The organism is Microbacterium foliorum (assembly GCF_003367705.1).
In the GTDB taxonomy this organism is placed as follows: domain Bacteria; phylum Actinomycetota; class Actinomycetes; order Actinomycetales; family Microbacteriaceae; genus Microbacterium; species Microbacterium foliorum.
The window spans coordinates 2487775-2505392 of the sequence record NZ_CP031425.1 but is presented as its reverse complement, the minus strand read 5'-3'; the positions used below and the strand labels follow the sequence as shown (position 1 = coordinate 2505392).

The following is a 17618-nucleotide window of genomic DNA, read 5'->3' as shown; positions in this document are numbered from 1 at the left end:
CCAGGCTACCCCCGCGTCGACAGCGCCTTCATGATGCGCTGCGGCGAGACGGGCTGGGCGGTGCCGAGTCGCTGCGCGAACACGCTCACGCGGTACTCCTCGAGCAGCCACCGCGTCTCGACCAGTGCGGACGGCGCATCGGCGGGGAGCGGGATCGCGCCTCCGGCGTCCTCGAACGCACTCGCCATCCGCTCGTACTCGGTCATCCGGGCACGGTCCTTGCCCGGCTCGCTCGCCAGGGTCTTCAGCCGGTCGAGCATCCCGTCGAGGTAGCGCGGGAAGTGCGCGAGGCGGTCGACGCCCGCCGCGGAGACGAACCCCGGGTGCAGCAGCCCTGAGAGCTGCGTGCGGATGTCGTTCAGCGGGCCGAGCAGCGCGAGGGAGTTCTGCGAGCGGATGCCGCGTTCGACGTCGCGCGTCTTCGTCAGGATGCGCGCGACGAGCGACACGCACGCGAACAGCGCGTCGACGAGAGCCGCCGACACCGCCTCGCGCACGCGCTGGAATTCGGCCTCGGTGCGGATGATGCCACCCGGCACGGTGCGATCGATCACGTTCTGCACCACCGCGGCCCGGCAGTCCTCGATGAGCGCCGCCGCCGACTGATAGGGCGATGCGGCGAGGGCGAGCTTCTCCTGGCTGGTGAGGTGCTCCTGCACGTACGACGAGGGCGAGGGCACCCCGAGCAGCACGAGGCGCAGCACACCGCGGCGTGTGGCGGCCACGGCGGCATCCGCCGTGGACTCCACCCGCACCGACACGGTCTTGCCCTGGTCGACCAGGGCGGGGTAGCCGCGCACCACGCCGCCGGCGACGCGGGTGTCGAGGACCTCGGGCAGCTCGCCGAACGTCCAACCGGTGAGGCCGTCCTTCTCGATCGAGGTGGCGACGGCGGGCGGCTGCGGTCCTTTCGCGGGGCCGGGGCGGCGTGGCGGGGCCGCGATCGAGCGGGCGACGCTGCTGCGCGCCCGGTCGGCGAGCTGCGCCTGCAGTGCGCCCAGGTCGCGACTGGATGCGACCACTCGGCCGCGCTCGTCGACGGCGCGGAAGTTCATGCGCAGGTGCGCGGGCACCCGGTCGTCCTCGAACTCGGACGCCGAGACGAGCTGGTTCGCCAGCGGCTGGATCAGTCGCGCGAGCGCGTCCTTCAGCGTGCGCGTCGGCAGACCCCCGTGCGATTCGGGGCCGTGACCGACCAGTTCCGCCCCGAACCTGTCGGCCCAGTCGGCTGCGGGGACCACGTGCCGGCGGATCGCCTTCGGCAGCGCGCGCAGCAGACCCGTGACGAGTTCGGCGCGCAGACCCGGCACCTGCCAGTCGAAGCCGCGATCCTCGATCTGCGCGAGCAGGGGCAGCGGAATGACGACGCTCACGCCGTCATCGGCCGCTCCCGGCTCGAAGCGGTAGGCGAGGCCGAGCACCTGGTCGCCCTGCGTCCATCTGGTCGGGAACTCGTTCTGATCGGCGCGACCGTCGTCGTCGAGCAGGTCGGCCTCGCGCATCACGAGGAGCTTCGGCGTGGTGGACAGCTGCTCTCGCCACCAGGTCTCGAACGAGCGGACATCGAACACGTCCGAGGGGATGCGCTCGTCGTAGAAGCGGAAGACGGCCTCGTCACCCGCGAGGATGTCACGGCGGCGCTCGCGCTCCTCGAGCTTCTCGAGACGTCGGCGCAGTTCGGCGTTGCTGCGCCAGAAGGCGCTCACACGCTTGTCGATGCGCGTCGGATCCCACTCGCCCTCGACCAGCGCATGCCGGAGGAACAGCTCGCGCGACGCGGCGCGGTCGATGCGGGCGAACTGCACACGGCGCCGAGGGATGATCTCGACCCCGAACAGCGTCACCTTCTCGTAGGCGACGGCGGCGCCGGCATCCTTCGACCAGTGCGGCTCGGTGACCTGACGCTTGGCGAGGTCACCCGCGAGAGCCTCGGCCCAGGCCGGATCGATCGCGGCGACCGTGCGCGCGTAGGTGCGCGACGTCTCGACGATCTCGGCGGCCATGACCGCCTGCGGGGCCTTCTTGCGCAGCGCGGAACCGGGGAAGATCGAGAAGCGGATGCCGCGCGCACCGCGGTACTCCGCCATCCGCTTCTTCTTGGGATCCACGCCCTTGCCGCTGTTGCGCTCGTCGAGGATGCCGATCTGCGACAGCAGACCAGCGAGCAGCGCGCGATGGATCGCGTCCGGATCCGCGGCGCCCGAGCCGCCCGTGTCCTTCTCCCTGACCAGCGAGCGCAGCTGACGGTGCACGTCGAACCACTCCCGCACCCGCACGTAGTTGAGGTGCTCGGAGCGGCACAGTCGCCGGAACGCGCTCGACCCGAGTTCGCGCTGCTGTTCCCTGAGGTGGTTCCAGAGGTTGAGGATCGAGAGGAAGTCGCTCGTCGGGTCGGCGAACCGCGCGTGCATCCGGTCGGCCTCGTCGCGCACGCTCTGCGGGGCGTCCTGCGACGGGCGCTCACGGACGTCCTGGATCGACATCCCGGCCACGATCGCGAGCACGTCACGGCTGACGGCGGCGCCGCCCGCGCGACCGGCCTCGATCAGCATGCGGGCGAAACGCGGGTCGATGGGGATGCGCGAGATGTCGCGGCCGATGCGGGTGAGGCGCGGGGAGTCCCCGCCGCCGTCGACGGCGCCGAGCTCGGTGAGCAGGTCGACGGCCGCCTTCACACCCCGGGAATCGGGAGGGGTGAGGAAGGGGAAGGCGGTGATGTCGCCGAAGCCGAGCGACAGCATCTGCAGGATGACCGAGGCGAGGGAGGTGCGCAGGATCTCGGGCTCGGTGAACTCCGCCCTCCTGTCGAAGTCCTCTTCGCTGTAGAGACGGATCGCGATGCCGTCGCTCGTGCGGCCCGCACGGCCCGAGCGCTGGTTCGCCGAGGCCTGGGAGATCGCCTCGATGGGCAGGCGCTGCACCTTCGACCGGCTGCTGTAGCGCGAGATGCGCGCGGTGCCGGTGTCGATCACGTAGCGGATGCCCGGCACGGTCAGGCTGGTCTCGGCGACGTTCGTGGCGAGCACGACGCGTCTGCGCACGCCGGCCACCCGGCTCTTCTCGAACACCCGGTGCTGCTCGGCGGCCGACAGGCGCCCGTACAGCGGCAGGACCTCGGTGGGGGAGCGGTCCTTCGCGTAGGCGCCGCGCACGGCATCCGCGGCGTCGCGGATCTCCGCCTCGCCGGGCAGGAACACGAGCACGTCGCCCGGCTCCTCGCGATCGAGCTCGCGCAGCGCCGCGACGATCGCGGTCACCTCGTCGGCCTCCTCCGCGGAGCCGGTCTCGCCGGTCTCCTCGTTCTCGTCGGTCTGCGCGCGGTAGCGGATCTCCACCGGGAAGGTGCGACCGGACACCTCGATGATCGGGGCGGGCTCGCCGGCGGCGGTGGCGAAGTGCCGGGCGAAGCTCTCGGGATCGATCGTCGCCGAGGTGATGATCACCTTGAGGTCGGGGCGCTCGGGCAGGATGCGCACCAGGTAGCCCAGCAGGAAGTCGACGTTGAGCGAGCGCTCGTGCGCCTCGTCGATGATGATCGTGTCGTAGCGGCGCAGCAGTCGGTCGCGGTGGATCTCGTTGAGCAGGATGCCGTCGGTCATCAGGGCGATGCGCGTCTCGTCGGACACCTTGTCGGTGAAGCGCACCTTGTACCCGACGACGCCGCCCAGCTCCACCTGCAGCTCTTCGGCGACGCGCTCGGCGATCGTGCGGGCGGCGAGGCGGCGGGGCTGCGTGTGGGCGATGCGCTCACGGCCGAGGTCGAGGCAGATCTTCGGCAGCTGCGTGGTCTTGCCGGATCCCGTCGCGCCCGCCACGATCACGACCTGATTGTCGCGGATGGCGTCGGCGATCTCGTCCCGCGCGGCGCTGACGGGCAGCTCGGGAGGATAGAAGATGACGGGGGAGGACATAGAACTCCCATCGTACGATTCATCCGTGAGCACTGCGTCGTCGTCCCTCCCCGCCACCCGGTGGTTCCGCGAGTTCGGTCGGTCGCCCCGCATCCTGGGTCTCGACATCGCGCGGGGTCTGGCGATCCTCGGGATGGCCGGCGCGCACATCGGCGAGACCCCGTCCTTCGATCCGATGGATCCGTCCACCTGGACCGATCTCGTGCACGGCCGCTCCTCGATCCTGTTCGCCGTGCTGGCGGGCATCTCGATCGCCCTGATGACCGGGCGCCGCACGCCGCCCGCACCGGCGCAGCTGCCCACGATCCGCCTGCAGCTGGTGGGGCGCGGCGCCGTGATCTTCCTGATCGGTCTGGCGCTGGAGATGCTGAACACCCCGATCGCCGTCATCCTCACCCTCTACGGCCTGCTCTACGTCGCCGTCATCCCGTTCCTGCGGTGGCCGCCGTGGAAGCTGCTGACGGCGGCCGGCGTCCTCGCGCTCGCGGCGCCGTCGCTGCTGGCGCTGCTGGCTGCCCTCACCCTGCACCCGTACGGGGCGGGGGTGAGCCTGGTGCTGTACGGCTCGTATCCGATCACCGCCTGGCTCGCCTTCGTGCTGGCCGGCATGGCGCTCGGCCGCCTGCAGGTCGACAGGCTCGAGACCGCGGCGATCACCCTCGCCGTCGGGCTCGGTCTCATGGCGGTCGGATACGGGCTGGGTCTCTTCGGCGCGGTCGCGGGGCTGGGTGCCTCGTCGTACGACGGCGGCGGCGCGTCCGCGTCGGGCTGGAGCACCTACCCGGAGGCTCTCGCCGCCGCAGATCCGCTGCGTGCGGTGCTCTCGGCGATCTTCGCCGTCGACCCGCATTCGGGAGGGACCGCCGAGATCGTGGGATCCGGAGGCTTCGCGCTGGGCGTCGTCGCCGCGTGTCTGCTGCTGAGCGGCCCGCTGCGCTGGGTGCTGCTCCCGCTGGGCGCCCTCGGATCCATGCCGCTGTCGGCATACACGCTGCACGTCGTCTCGGTCGCTCTCATCGGCGGACCCGGGGGCTTCTTCGCGAGCAACGCGTTCTGGGGTGCCACGGCCATCTGCCTGCTGCTGATCTCGACCGTGTGGTCGATCCTCTGGGGTCGCGGCCCCCTGGAGAGGCTGGTCGGACGTGCCGCGACGAAGATGGCCGCGATCCCGAGCGGCCCCGCCGCGACAGGCCCTGCACAGGCCACGGGTCGTAGGCTGGAATCATGACGATTCCTGCACTCGAACTCAACGACGGACACTCCATCCCCCAGCTCGGGTACGGGGTGTTCAAGGTCCCGGCCGACGAGACCGAGCGTGCCGTGAGCCAGGCGCTCGAGATCGGCTATCGGCACATCGACACCGCCGCCATCTACGGCAACGAGGAGGGCGTCGGCGCCGCGATCGCCGCCTCCGGTCTCGCGCGTGACGAGCTGTTCATCACCACCAAGCTCTGGAACGACCGTCACCACGGCGAGGAGCCGCGCGCGGCGATCGGCGAGAGCCTCGACAAGCTCGGTCTCGACGCCGTCGACCTCTACCTCGTGCACTGGCCCACGCCTGAGAAGGACGACTACGTGCACGCCTTCGCGAAGCTGGTCGAGCTGCGCGAGGCCGGCCTGACGCGCAGCATCGGCGTCTCGAACTTCCTGGTCCCGCACCTCGAGCGCGTCGTGGCCGAGACCGGTGTGACCCCGGCGGTCAACCAGATCGAACTGCACCCGGCCCACCAGCAGCGCGACATCGTGGACTGGGCGACCGCGCACGGCATCCGCATCGAGTCCTGGGGCCCGCTCGGACAGGGCAAGTACGACCTGTTCGGCACTCCGGCCATCGCCGATGCGGCCTCGGCGCACGGCGTGACGCCCGCCCAGGCGGTGCTGCGCTGGCACCTGCAGAAGGGGTTCATCGTGTTCCCCAAGTCGGTGCGCGAGGAGCGGCTGCGCGAGAACCTCGATGTCTTCGGATTCGAGCTCACCGAGGCCGAGATCGCGGCCATCGACGCGCTCGACCCGCTCGACGGATCGGGTCGCGTCGGCTCGCACCCGAACGACGTCAACTGAGGCCAGGTGCCCTGACCCGGCTCGGACGGAGACGTCCCGTATCGACAGATGACGCCCCGTGTCGCCGCTCGCGACACGGGGCGTCGTCGTGAGTAGCGTCGTCGGCATGACTGCTCCCTACCGCGTCGTCGCCGTCTCCGGCTCCCTGCACGAGCCCAGCAAGACCACGGCGCTCATCCGTGCCATCGCCGATGCCGTCGCCGAGCGCGCGGAGGTCGAGATCGAGATCGTCGAGCTCACCGACATCGGACCCTCGCTCGCGGGTGCACTGCGCCGCGATCAGCTGCCCGCCGAGGTCGAGGAGAAGCTCGTCGCGATCGAGGCGAGCGACCTTCTGATCGTCGGGAGCCCCGTCTACCGGGCCTCCTTCACCGGGCTCTTCAAGCACCTGTTCGACTTCGTCGGCCAGTACGAGCTCGTCGGCAAGCCGGTGCTGCTCGCCGCGACCGGCGGCGGCGAGCGCCACGCGCTCATCATCGAGCACCAGCTGCGACCGCTGTTCGCGTTCTTCCAGGCGCTCACGCTGCCGGTGGGCGTGTACGCCAGCAACACCGACTTCGACGGCTACGTGATCGCGTCGGAGGTGCTGCGGGCGAGGATCGCGCTCGCGGCCGAGCGCGCCCTGCCGCTCGTCGGCTACGCGGCATCGCGTCCCGCGGAGCAGCTCCTCGTCTCCTGAGCAGTTCGTCTCCGCGCCTCGTCGTCGGCGCGGCGGCGTAGCGTGATGGCATGACCAACCGGCTCGCCGACACGCTCAGCCCCTATCTCCGCGCTCATGCCGACAATCCGGTCGACTGGTATCCGTGGGGGCCTGAGGCGTTCGCCGAGGCGCAGCGCCGCGACGTGCCCCTGATGATCTCGATCGGGTATTCGACGTGCCACTGGTGCCATGTCATGGCGCGGGAGTCGTTCGCGGATCCCGAGACGGCCGCGCTCATCGACCGCGATTTCGTCGCGGTGAAGGTCGATCGCGAGGAGCATCCCGAGGTCGACAGCGCCTACATGGCCGCCGCGTCGGCGTTCACGCAGAATCTCGGCTGGCCGCTCACGGTCTTCACCACACCCCGGGGGCGCGCGTTCTACGCCGGCACCTACTGGCCGCCCGAGGCGCGGCCGCCGATGCCCGCGTTCCGAGACGTCCTCGCGGCCGTGCACGAGGCCTGGACCGTCCGCCGCGGGCAGGCGGAGGAGTCCGCGGATGCGGTGGCCGACGCGCTGGCGAGGGCGGCGACCTCGACGCCCTCCGATCTGCCGGATGTCGCGGCGATCGCCGCCGCGGCCGGGGCGATCGCCGCGCGCGAGGATCCGCAGTTCGCCGGGTTCGGCGGCGCACCCAAGTTCCCGGTGGCGACGACGCTGGGGCTGCTGCAGGCCCCGCTGGTGCGCCGGGAAGCCGCGGATGCCGCGGCGGCGGCCGAACGGGCGCTTGCGGCGATGGCGGCATCCGACCTGCGAGACGCCGACGGCGGGTTCTTCCGCTACGCCACACAGCGCGACTGGACGGTGCCGCACTACGAGCGGATGCTGACCGACAACGCGCAGCTGCTCCTCGTGGCTCTCGACGCGGACGATGAGCCGACGGTCCGCGGCCTGGCGGGGTTCCTGCTCGACACGCTGCGCCTCGACGGGGGAGGGTTCGGCGCCGCGCAGGACTCGGAGTCGTGGATCGACGGCGCGCGCAGCGAGGGCGGCTACTACCTGCGGCCGGTGTCGGCGCGGGCGGGTCTGGAGCCGCCGTCGGTCGACGGCAAGGTGATCACGGGCTGGAACGGCCTGGCGATCGCCGCGCTCGCCACGGCGGGGGCGGTGCATGCCGAGCCGTCGTGGGTGCGCGCGGCGCAGGAGGCCGCCGAGTACGTGCTGCGCGTCAACACGGACTCCGCCGGGAGGCTCGTGCGCGCCTCGCTCGACGGGGCCGCGTCCGATGCGGTGGCGACGACCGCCGATGTCGCGCTGCTCGCCGAGGGGCTGTTCGCCCTCGCGCTCGCGACGGGGCAGGCAGCGTGGGCCGTCTTCGCACGCGACCTGCTCGACACCGCCATCGAGGGCCTGGACGGCGATCCGCTGCTCGCCGCGCACGGCATCGCCGCCGCGCCGGATCAGACCGACGGCGATCTGCCGTCGGGTACGGCCGCCGTCGCCCAGGCCGCGCTCACCGCCTGGCGTCTGGGAGCGGGGGAGCGGTATCGGGAGGCCGCCGCCGAGCGGGTGCGCGGGCACGCGGCATCCGCTCTCGCCCAGCCTTTCGCGCACGGCAGCCTGCTGCGGGTCGCGGCCGGGCTCGTCGATGCTCCCCGCCAGCTGGTCGTGGTGACGCCGTCACCCTCTGGGGCGCTCGCCGCCGCTGCGCGCCGCAGCGATGCCGACGTGATCTCGATCGTCACGCCCAGCCAGGCCGAGGCGTTCGCGGATGCCGGGTTCACGCTGTTCGAGGGCAAGGGCGCACCCGCCGAGGCGAATGCCGCCGAGCGGGCGTTCGACTGCCGAGGGTTCGTCTGCCGGCTGCCGGTGAGCGATCCCGGCGAGATCTCCCGTGCGAGATGATCGGCGGCGGGTCCTGCCCGCTCAGCCGGCGTTGCGCGGATGCCGGCGCGCGGTGCGCTCGTTGCCGCGGCGGTAGTCGCCGGTGATCCGCGCCATCAGCAACTGCGCATCAGGGCCTGCAGGCTGCGCATCGGTGCCTGCGACCTGAGCGAGGAAGTCGCGCGCCCGCGCGCCGCGAAGCACTGTCGCGGTCGTCCCGTGGTGTTGGATGACGACGTCGTCGCCGCGCACGGTGAACTCGAAACCGGAGGGGCTGCCCATGCTGCGATCGTAGACCTCGGGTCAGATCCAGCCCGGCATCCAGTTGTGCAGCAGCCAGAACTCGTACGGCACGCTCATGCCGGTCCAGACGGGGTAGAAGAACGCGGAGACCAGCACCACGACGACGAGGAAGATCAGCACCGTCCGTTCGCCCGCCTGACGTCGGTGCAGCGGGTCCTCGCGGCGTCCGGCGAGGTGACGCAGCACGACGGCGAGCGCGATCGCGAGGAAGGGTGCCATCGCCACCGTGTAGAACTGGAAGATCGTGCGCTCGGGGAACAGCAGCCACGGGATGTACGTGGCGGCGAGGCCGACGAGCGCGAAGGTGAAGGCCGGTCCGACGGGGCGACGGGAGATCCAGCCGCGGACCATCCGGTAGATGAGGTAGACGGCGGCGGCGACACCGGCGTACCAGATGAGCGGATTCGGGATCGTCGAGATCACGGCGATGCAGTGGTCGACGCCGCACGGGCCGGGGTCGCTGCCCACCCAGACCGCCGTCGGGCGCAGCAGGAACGGCCACTCCCATGCAGGACTGGCGTACGGATGCCCCTTCACGAGTCCGACGTGGAAGTTCAGGATCGCCTCGTGGTAGTTCCACAGGGCGATCAGCGGGTTCGGGTCGCTCTGGCGGGCGTAGCCGCCGGAGGTCACCAGCCACCCGGTCCAGCTGGCGAGGTAGACCGCGAAGGCCGGGACGACCAGCAGCACGAACGACACGGGCCCCTGGCGGAAGGCGGCGGAGGTGGGCCACAGCACCACGCCGGCGCGTCGGCGGGCGAGGGCATCGGTCACCACGACGTAGAGTCCGAACGCGGCGAGGGCGTACAGGCCCGACCACTTCACGGCGCACGCGGCGCCGAGCGCGACACCGGCGGCGAGCAGCCACGGCCGCCGCCACAGCACCCGGCCCCACATCGGGTCGGGGGCGTCGGGGTCGGCGCGTTCGAGCACCGGGATGACCCGGTCGCGGTCGATGAGGATGAAGAGCGCCCCGAGCATCAGGAAGAACGTGAGCGGACCGTCGAGCAGCGCGGTGCGGCTCATCACGATGCTGAGGCCGTCGATCGCGAGCAGCGTCGCGGCGACGGTCCCGACGACGATCGAGCCGGTCAGACGGCGCGCGACCAGGTACACGAGCAGCACCGTGGCGGTGCCGAGCAGGGCGGTCGCGATGCGCCAGCCGACGGTGTTGTCCGGTCCGCCGACGGCCATCCCCAGGGCGATCAGCCATTTTCCCAGCGGCGGATGCACGATGAACGACCCCGCCTCCGACAGCGGAAGCTGCTGCAGGGTGATGAAGGCCTCGTTCGCGTCCTTGCCCCACGTGCCCTCGTAGCCCAGGGTCCACAGCGACCAGGCGTCCTTGACGTAGTACGTCTCGTCGAACGCGAGCTGGTGCGGATGCCCGAGGTTGACCAGACGCAGCACGGCGGCGAGCGCCGTCACGACCAGCGGTGCGAACCAGCGCAGCATCCGCCCCCAGTCCGGGTCGTCGAGGAGGCGGTCGCGCAGCCGTCCGTAGCGCGTCAGCCGTTCCTCAGGCGGAGGCATCAGCGGTACGGGCGTGGTCACCGCTCCAGCCTAGACAACCCGGCCATGGCGTCCGCCTAAGCTGGGCGGGTGATCATCCTCGCCGCGACCCCGATCGGAAACCTCGGGGATGCGTCACGTCGCCTCGTCGAGGTGCTGGAGAACGCCGAGGTCGTCGTCGCCGAAGACACCCGCACCACCGGGCGACTGCTGCAGGCCCTGCAGATCGCGAATCGGCCGCGGCTGATCGCCCTGCACGATCACAACGAGAAGCAGAAGGCGGCCGAGCTCGCGACGCTCGCGATCGAGACCGATGTCGTCGTCGTCAGCGATGCCGGGATGCCGGCGATCAGCGACCCCGGCTACGGGCTGGTCGCCGCGGCCGTGGCGCTGGGCGTGACCGTGACCGCCATCCCCGGTCCCAGCGCGGTGCTGATGGCCCTGTCGATCTCGGGACTGCCGACCGACCGGTTCACGTTCGAGGGGTTCCTGCCCCGCAAGCCGGGGGAGCGGCGCTCGACGCTGCGCGCGCTCGCCGCCGAGCCCCGCACCATGGTCTTCTTCGAGTCGCCGGCACGGCTGGCGTCGTCGCTCGCCGACATGGGCACAGCCTTCGGCGACGACCGACGCATCGCGGTGTGCCGCGAGCTCACGAAGTTCTACGAGGAGGTCCGCCGAGGCACCTCCGCCGAACTGGTGGAGTGGGCGACGGCGGGGGTCAAGGGCGAGGTCGTGGTCGTCGTCGAGGGGGCGCCCCGCAGGGAGGCCTCGGCGGATGACGCGCTCGCGCAGGTGCAGCGGCTCGTGTCCTCCGGAGTGCGCCTGAAGGAGGCCTGCGCCGAGGTCGCCGCGGCCACCGGTCTCTCATCGCGCGACCTGTACCAGGCCGCGCTCGCCGCCCGCAGCTGATGACCGCGGGGGTCGATGCCGAGATCGCGGCGGCGTACGACGCGCGCGCGGCCGAGTACGTCGCGCTGGCGGGCACGATCGCACAGCTGGATGCGCGGGATGCGGCGGTCATCGCTGCCTGGCGCGACGGCACCGCGGGCGCGCTGCTGGACGCAGGATGCGGGCCCGGTCAGTGGACGCAGCTGCTGGCCCGAGGGGAGCGTGAGGCGCGCGGGATCGATCTGTCGGCCGCCTTCGTCGCCTCCGCGCGGCGCCGGCACCCCGGCATCCGCTTCGACGTCGGCTCCTTCCGCGACCTGCCTCCGGACGACCGGTCGGTCGGCGGCATCCTCGCCTGGTACTCGCTGATCCACGTTCCCCCTGCAGAGCTGCCCGAGATCCTCGCGGAGTTCGCGCGGGTGCTGGTTCCCGGGGGCAGCCTCCTGATCGGCTTCTTCGACGGCGAGCCGCGAGAGAGCTTCGCGCATGCGATCGCTCCGGCGTACTTCTGGTCGGCCGACGCGCTCGCCGCGGCGCTGGCCGAGACGGGGCTCGAGGTCGTGTCGTCGGAGAGCCGCGGGCGCGAGCCCGGCGAGATCAGCACTCGGCCGCATGGGTCGCTCATCGCGCGCTCGACACCCGGGTAGCCTTGCTGCACACCCACCCGGAGGAGGAGCGAGCGTGAGCAGGAAGGCGACCGTCTACGACGTCGCGGAGCGCGCCGGCGTGTCGATCGCGACGGTGTCGCGCGTGCTCCGGCAGCCGGACGCCGTGCGTCCCGCGACGCGTGAGCGCGTGCTCGACACGGTCTCCGAGCTCGGGTACGTGCCCAGCGGCAGCGCGCGCGGGCTCGCGGAGCGCCGCACCGGTGTGCTGGGACTGTACTTCCCGGGGTTCGACGCCTCGGAGGACGCCCCGGCGCTCGACGTGCTCGCCGAGGGGCAGCCGACCCGTCCGTCGTTCACGGTCGAACAGCGCACCGCTGATGCCGGCGTCCCGCAGCCGACCATGCTGTTCCTCGACGAGGTGCTGCGCGGTGCCGAGCTGGAGGCCTGGAAGCAGGGCTTCGTGCTCATGATCGGCGTCGGTCGCGACGATCCCGGCCGGGAGACGGTGCGCGACATCGCCGGTCGGGTCGACGGGCTGATGGTGCTCGCCCGGAGCGTGCCCGACGATGTGCTCGCCCGGCTCGCCCGGCGGATCCCGGTGGTCGTGCTGTCGGGGCCCGCGCGCGGCGACAGCTACGACCACGTCACGGTGGACAACGCCGAGGCCATGGCCGAGCTGACCCGCCTGGTTCTCGCGCAGGCCGACCCCGGGGGGATCGCCTACCTCGGGGGACCCGCGGATTCTCCTGACGGTGCACAGCGGTGGGACGGCTTCGCCGCCGCCGTCGCCGAGGCGGGGCTCGCGCTCGATGACGTCACCGTGCTGCGCGGCGACTTCACGCGCGCGTCGGGTCATGCGGCGGCGCAGACGCTGATCGTCGGCGGAGCGCCCGCGGTGCTCGTGGCCGCCAACGACCAGATGGCGCTCGGTGCCATCGACGCGTTCCGCTCGGCGGGCATCCGGGTTCCCGAGGATGTGCGGGTCACCGGTTTCGACGGCATCGAGGCCGCGGCGCTGTCGCGTCCGGCGCTGACCACCGTGCGGCAGCCGATGATCGATCTCGGTCGTGCCGCCGTGCAGCTGCTCTCCCGCCGCCTCGAGCGGCCGGACGCCGATCCGATGACCGTGCGCCTGCCGTTGCAGATCATCGTCCGCGAGAGCTCGCAGCGCCCCTGACCGACGGACGGCGGCGACGGCGGTCCCGAGAGCGGCTGCTCAGGCGCGATCGTGCAGCGTGATGCGGTAGCCGTCGGGGTCGGCGAACGTGAACGTGCGCCCGAACGGGCCGTCGATCGGTGCGGCGACGATCGTGTGGCCGTCGGCGACCAGCGCGTCGTGGATCTCCTGCACGTCGGTGGCATGGAGCCAGATCGCGGCGCCGATGCCCGGCTGGTCGACGGCGTCGAGGTCGGTGCCGGGGGCGATGTCGCGCAGGGCGAAGGCGATGGGAGTCGTCGTGAAGACCACGGCGTGCGGGGGGCCTGCCGGTGAGCGGACGAGGCCGAGGTACTTCTCGTAGAAGGCCTGGGAGGCGGTGAGGTCGCGGGTCTGAAGGGAGACGAAGTCGGGGCCGGTGACGGGCATGGGGTGCTCTTCTCTTGTTCGTGTCAGTTATCTGACACGAGTCAGCATATGTCAGAATACTGACATGAGTCAAGACGGCAGCGGCATCGACCTCGACACTTCGCTCGGGTATCTGCTCAAGGAGGCGTCGAGCGCCCTCCGCGCGGCCATGGAGGAGGTGCTGCGTCCGCTCGGGATGACGATCACGCACTACTCCTGCCTCGAGCTGCTCGCCCAGCGCCCCGGCCTCTCGAACTCCGAGCTCGCCCGTGGGGCCTTCGTCACACGGCAGTCCATGAACGTCCTGCTCCAGGCGCTCGAGCGCGACGGCCTCGTCTCGCGCCCCGCCGCTCCTCCGGTCGGCAAGGCGCTTCCGGCCCGCCTCACCCCGCGCGGGCGGGAGAGTCTCGCCGCCGCCACGGCGGCGGTCCGCTCCGTCGAGATCCGCATGCTCGCGGGTATGACGGAGGCGGATCAGTCCGCGGCGTTCCGTGCGCTGCAGAGTATGACCAGGTCTCTGCGCAGCCCCACTCATTGAGCCTGCGCAGCCCCACCCGCTGAATCGCTCCCTCGTCGAGCGGGGGTTGCGCGGCGTAAATGTATGCGCTTACAATTGCCGGAACGGCTTCGGCCGTGGGGTGCCCCGACCCGTGGGATCCCTTCATGACACAGACGACATGAGGTGGCAGTGTGGCGAAGACGCACATGCTCCGGCGCTGGCGGAGAGCGGCGATCGTGGGACTGGCGGCAGCGGCCGTGGTCCTCAGCGGTTGCAGCATCCAGATCAGTTCGCAGCCCGATCCATCGATCGGCGACGACACGATGCTCATCAATGCGGACAAGGGGAACCCGTTCTTCACGCGGAACTTCAATCCGTACCTGACGAACACCCGCACCGCGTCGAGGTGGATCTATGAACCGCTGATCCTGGTGAACCCGCTCGACAACACGCTCAACCCGTGGCTGGCCGAGTCCTGGTCGCAGCCCGATGCGCGCACGGTCGTCATGACGATCCGCGACGGCGTGGAATGGAGCGACGGCGAAGAGCTGACCCCCGAAGATGTCGCCTTCACGTTCCAGCTGCTGAAGGACAACCCCGCCCTCGACATCAAGGGCGCGTGGCAGCACCTCGAGAGCGTCGAGGTCGACGGCGACGACGTCATCATGCACCTGCAGACCGACGACGCCCCGTCACTGTCGATCCTCGGTCTGACGATGATCGTCCCCGAGCACATCTGGAGCGATGTCAAGGACCCCGGCACGTTCCGCAACGAGAACCCGGTCGGCACCGGCCCCTTCGTGCTGGGCAACTACAACGACCAGCAGTACTCGATGGACAAGAACCCCGACTACTGGCAGGCCGACAAGATCGAGATCGAGCACATCATCCTGCCCGGCACCAACACCCAGCTCGACACGGTGACGCGCGGCTACGACTGGTCGTACTCGTTCATCTCCGACGTCGAGGGCACCTGGGGTGCGGCGAGCGAGCACAACACCTGGTGGTTCCCGCCGGGCGGCGTGATCGCCCTGATGCCGAACCTCGAGGTCGCGCCGTTCGACGACGTGAACGTGCGTCGCGGCATCGCGCTCTCGCTCGATCGTGAGGAGATCGCCGAGACCGCCTCCGAGGGGTACATGCAGCCCGCCGGCCAGACCGGACTCATCCTGCCCAACCAGGAGGAGTACCTGGATCCCTCGATCCCCGATCAGGGAATGATCACGCAGGACAGGGATGCCGCGCTCGCGGCCTTCGCGGAGTCCGGATACACGCTCGACGGAGACCGCCTCGTCGGCCCCGACGGCGCGCAGCTCGAGTTCGCGCTCACGACCGCCAACGGCTATTCGGACTGGACGCGTGCCGCGCAGACCGTGCAGCGCCAGCTCGCCGACGTCGGCGTGAAGGTCACTCTCAAGCTGCCGCAGCCCGCGGGATATCAGAGTGCGATCAGCAACGGCGACTTCGAGATGGCGATCGGAGGCATGGGCAACGGCGACATCTACCAGGCGTACAACAACCTGCTCTCGAGTCAGTTCTATGTCCCCTCCGGAGAGGCCACCGCGAACAACTTCGAGCGGTACCGGTCCGACGAGGTCGACGCGCTGCTCGCGGAGTACCGCGAGACGGTCGACCCCGCGCGGCAGACCGAGATCACGCACGAGCTGCAGAAGATCGTCTACGACGAGATGCCGGTGATCGGGCTCTACTACGGCGGTATCTGGGGTCTCTTCAACGACGCCAAGTTCACCGGGTGGCCCTCGGCGGACGACCCGTACATGATCCCGCAGAACTACGACTCGGCGCCGCTGCTGATCTTCACCAGGCTCGAGCGCGTGAAGGGAGACGACCAGTGAAGTACGTCCTGCAGAAGGTCGGCCTCTTCGCTCTCACGCTGTGGGCCGCGATCACGCTGAACTTCTTCCTCCCGCGGATGATGCCGGGTTCCCCGGCGGATGCCGCGATCGCCAAGCTCGCGCAGAACGGCCCGGTGTCCGATGCGACCCGCGCCGCCATCGAGGCGCAGCTGGGCGTGCCGACCGGTTCGCTGTGGGATCAGTACGTCTCCTACCTCGGACAGGTCGCCCGCCTCGACTTCGGCGTCTCGTACACGTTCTATCCGCAGACCGTGTCGAGCATGGTGTCGACCGCGCTGCCGTACACGATCGGCCTGGTCGGCATCGTCACGGTCCTCGCCTTCGTGATCGGCACGTTGATCGGCGTCGCCGCCGCGTGGCGCCGCGGCACCTGGCTCGACTCGCTGCCGACGCTGACGGGCTCGTTCCTCAGCACCTTCCCGTACTTCTGGACCGCGCTGCTGCTGCTGTTCTTCCTCGGGTATGTGCTGCACTGGTTCCCGACGACCGGCGCGTACGCCGCGACCACGGCACCGGGCTTCACGGGCGACTTCATCGCCGACCTGGCCCGCCATGCGGTGCTGCCGGCGCTGACGATCCTGCTGACCTCCCTCGGCGGCTGGATCATCGGCATGCGCAACGCCATGATCAACACGCTGGGTGAGGACTACGTCACCTTCGCCGAGGCGAACGGTCTGCACGGCCGCACGATCGCCATCCGCTACGCCGCCCGCAACGCGATCCTGCCGAACCTCACCGGCTTCGGTCTCACCCTCGGCGGTGTGGTCGGCGGATCGATCCTCGTCGAGCAGGTCTTCCAGTACCCCGGTATCGGATATCTGCTCTTCAACGCCGTGATCGGGCAGGACTACCCGCTCATGCAGGCGCTCTTCCTGATGATCACCGTCAGCGTGCTCGTCGCCAACTTCCTCGTGGACATCCTCTACGGGGTACTCGACCCGAGGACTCGCCGATGACCTCCACCATGAACGTCAAGGTTCCCGCCGAGCGGATCGCGGCTCCCAGCCCGTGGCGCTCGTTCGCCCGCATGGTCGGCACGCTCTGGTCGAACGGCAAGGCCAGGCTCGGACTCATCATCCTCGGACTCTTCGTCGTGGTGGCGGTGTTCGCACCGCTGATCGCGCCGTACGGGGCCAAGGACAACTCGTTCGAGCGCAACGCCGACGCCTCGTGGGCCCACTGGCTCGGGACGACGGCCGCCGGGGAGGATGTGCTGAGCCAGCTGATCTTCGGATCGCAGATCAGCCTGCTCGTCGGCCTCGCCGCCGGCATCCTCTCGACGATCGTCGCCGTGCTGATCGGTCTCAGCTGGGGGTACATGCGCGGATTCCTGGGCGAGGTGATCGGCTTCATCGTCAACCTCTTCCTCGTGATCCCCGGTCTTCCCCTCATGATCGTGATCGCCGCCTACCTGCAGAACGGCGGCATCCTGATGATCATCGCGGTGATCGTCGTCACCGGATGGGCCTGGGGAGCGCGCGTGCTGCGCAGCCAGACCCAGTCGCTCCGCGGCAACGACTTCGTCACCTCGGCGCAGTTCTCGGGTGACAGCCGTGCACGCATCGTGTTCCGCGAGATCCTGCCGAACATGACCTCGATCATCGCCGGGACGCTCTTCGGAGCGGCGACGGCCGCGATCCTCGCGGAGGCCGGACTCGAGTTCCTCGGTCTCGGAGACTCCAGCATCGTCAGCTGGGGCACCATGCTCTACTGGGCGCAGAACTCCAACTCCCTGCTCACGGGGCAGTGGCTGCTGCTGTTCGCCCCCGGTCTGTGCATCGCCCTGCTCGCCCTGAGCCTGACACTGATCAACTTCGGCGTGGACGGCATCTCCAATCCGCGCCTGCGTGAAGGGAAGGGCCGATGAGTGCC

Annotated in this window: 15 protein-coding genes; 11 read left to right on the top strand and 4 right to left on the bottom strand. The window is 70.4% G+C overall.

Annotation, left to right across the window (positions count from 1 at the left end):
* Nucleotides 1-5: 5 nt before the first annotated feature.
* Entirely contained in the window at nt 6-3911 is a 3906-nt protein-coding gene (gene hrpA / locus DXT68_RS11805; protein ID WP_045253227.1) for an ATP-dependent RNA helicase HrpA, read from the bottom strand.
* A 25-nt stretch (nt 3912-3936) separates the two neighbouring features.
* Here hrpA and DXT68_RS11800 point away from each other — a divergent pair, with 25 nt between their 5' ends.
* The 4 genes from DXT68_RS11800 to DXT68_RS11785 all read left to right on the top strand — a co-directional run bounded on the left by DXT68_RS11800 (nt 3937) and on the right by DXT68_RS11785 (nt 8516).
* Complete coding sequence (locus tag DXT68_RS11800) at nt 3937-5139, top strand: heparan-alpha-glucosaminide N-acetyltransferase domain-containing protein (RefSeq protein ID WP_045253260.1); 1203 nt, start codon at nt 3937-3939, stop codon at nt 5137-5139.
* Nucleotides 5136-5972 (top strand): aldo/keto reductase, encoded by an 837-nt coding sequence (locus tag DXT68_RS11795; RefSeq protein WP_045253228.1) that lies wholly within the window; start codon nt 5136-5138, stop codon nt 5970-5972. The genes DXT68_RS11800 and DXT68_RS11795 overlap by 4 nt, the downstream gene beginning before the upstream one ends.
* 106 nt (nt 5973-6078) lie before the next feature.
* Nucleotides 6079-6651, top strand: coding sequence for an FMN reductase (gene msuE, locus DXT68_RS11790; RefSeq protein WP_045253261.1), 573 nt, complete (start codon nt 6079-6081; stop codon nt 6649-6651).
* A 50-nt stretch (nt 6652-6701) separates the two neighbouring features.
* Nucleotides 6702-8516, top strand: coding sequence for a thioredoxin domain-containing protein (locus DXT68_RS11785; protein ID WP_045253229.1), 1815 nt, complete (start codon nt 6702-6704; stop codon nt 8514-8516).
* A 21-nt stretch (nt 8517-8537) separates the two neighbouring features.
* On the opposite strand, the gene DXT68_RS11780 is transcribed toward DXT68_RS11785, so the two are convergent.
* Nucleotides 8538-8777, bottom strand: coding sequence for a hypothetical protein (locus DXT68_RS11780; protein ID WP_045253230.1), 240 nt, complete (start codon nt 8775-8777; stop codon nt 8538-8540).
* Between the two features lie 21 nt (nt 8778-8798).
* Complete coding sequence (locus DXT68_RS11775) at nt 8799-10352, bottom strand: dolichyl-phosphate-mannose--protein mannosyltransferase (protein ID WP_244268144.1); 1554 nt, start codon at nt 10350-10352, stop codon at nt 8799-8801.
* A gap of 48 nt (nt 10353-10400) precedes the next feature.
* On the opposite strand from DXT68_RS11775, the gene rsmI reads away from it, so the two are divergent.
* Genes rsmI through DXT68_RS11760 form a run of 3 tightly spaced genes read left to right on the top strand, consistent with a single transcriptional unit; the run spans nt 10401 to nt 12983 of the window.
* On the top strand, nt 10401-11219 hold the full coding sequence (gene rsmI, locus DXT68_RS11770) for a 16S rRNA (cytidine(1402)-2'-O)-methyltransferase (protein ID WP_045253232.1): 819 nt from the start codon (nt 10401-10403) through the stop codon (nt 11217-11219).
* Nucleotides 11219-11845 carry a class I SAM-dependent methyltransferase gene (locus tag DXT68_RS11765; RefSeq protein ID WP_045253233.1) on the top strand — a complete coding sequence of 209 codons (627 nt, stop codon included), beginning with the start codon at nt 11219-11221 and terminating at the stop codon, nt 11843-11845. Before rsmI ends, DXT68_RS11765 begins: the two co-directional genes overlap by 1 nt.
* A gap of 34 nt (nt 11846-11879) precedes the next feature.
* Nucleotides 11880-12983 (top strand): LacI family DNA-binding transcriptional regulator, encoded by a 1104-nt coding sequence (locus DXT68_RS11760; protein ID WP_045253234.1) that lies wholly within the window; start codon nt 11880-11882, stop codon nt 12981-12983.
* Between the two features lie 39 nt (nt 12984-13022).
* Here DXT68_RS11760 and DXT68_RS11755 read toward each other — a convergent pair whose 3' ends face one another.
* Nucleotides 13023-13391 (bottom strand): VOC family protein, encoded by a 369-nt coding sequence (locus tag DXT68_RS11755; RefSeq protein WP_045253235.1) that lies wholly within the window; start codon nt 13389-13391, stop codon nt 13023-13025.
* A gap of 64 nt (nt 13392-13455) precedes the next feature.
* Between DXT68_RS11755 and DXT68_RS11750 the strand changes: the two genes are divergently transcribed.
* The 4 genes from DXT68_RS11750 to DXT68_RS11735 all read left to right on the top strand — a co-directional run bounded on the left by DXT68_RS11750 (nt 13456) and on the right by DXT68_RS11735 (nt 17613).
* Nucleotides 13456-13908 carry a MarR family winged helix-turn-helix transcriptional regulator gene (locus DXT68_RS11750; RefSeq protein WP_045253236.1) on the top strand — a complete coding sequence of 151 codons (453 nt, stop codon included), beginning with the start codon at nt 13456-13458 and terminating at the stop codon, nt 13906-13908.
* Nucleotides 13909-14060: 152 nt separating this feature from the next.
* Nucleotides 14061-15725 (top strand): ABC transporter substrate-binding protein, encoded by a 1665-nt coding sequence (locus DXT68_RS11745; RefSeq protein ID WP_244268145.1) that lies wholly within the window; start codon nt 14061-14063, stop codon nt 15723-15725.
* Nucleotides 15722-16702, top strand: a complete 981-nt coding sequence (locus tag DXT68_RS11740; protein WP_045253237.1) for an ABC transporter permease — start codon at nt 15722-15724, stop codon at nt 16700-16702. Before DXT68_RS11745 ends, DXT68_RS11740 begins: the two co-directional genes overlap by 4 nt.
* On the top strand, nt 16699-17613 hold the full coding sequence (locus tag DXT68_RS11735; protein WP_045253238.1) for an ABC transporter permease: 915 nt from the start codon (nt 16699-16701) through the stop codon (nt 17611-17613). Before DXT68_RS11740 ends, DXT68_RS11735 begins: the two co-directional genes overlap by 4 nt.
* Nucleotides 17614-17618: the final 5 nt, after the last annotated feature.

Coding starts and splice junctions, on each gene's coding strand:
- hrpA (WP_045253227.1), bottom strand. CDS start 3,911: ATGTCCTCCCCCGTCATCTTCTATCCTCCCGAGCTGCCCGTCAGCGCC.
- DXT68_RS11795 (WP_045253228.1), top strand. CDS start 5,136: ATGACGATTCCTGCACTCGAACTCAACGACGGACACTCCATCCCCCAG.
- msuE (WP_045253261.1), top strand. CDS start 6,079: ATGACTGCTCCCTACCGCGTCGTCGCCGTCTCCGGCTCCCTGCACGAG.
- DXT68_RS11785 (WP_045253229.1), top strand. CDS start 6,702: ATGACCAACCGGCTCGCCGACACGCTCAGCCCCTATCTCCGCGCTCAT.
- DXT68_RS11780 (WP_045253230.1), bottom strand. CDS start 8,777: ATGGGCAGCCCCTCCGGTTTCGAGTTCACCGTGCGCGGCGACGACGTC.
- DXT68_RS11765 (WP_045253233.1), top strand. CDS start 11,219: ATGACCGCGGGGGTCGATGCCGAGATCGCGGCGGCGTACGACGCGCGC.
- DXT68_RS11755 (WP_045253235.1), bottom strand. CDS start 13,391: ATGCCCGTCACCGGCCCCGACTTCGTCTCCCTTCAGACCCGCGACCTC.
- DXT68_RS11750 (WP_045253236.1), top strand. CDS start 13,456: ATGAGTCAAGACGGCAGCGGCATCGACCTCGACACTTCGCTCGGGTAT.
- DXT68_RS11735 (WP_045253238.1), top strand. CDS start 16,699: ATGACCTCCACCATGAACGTCAAGGTTCCCGCCGAGCGGATCGCGGCT.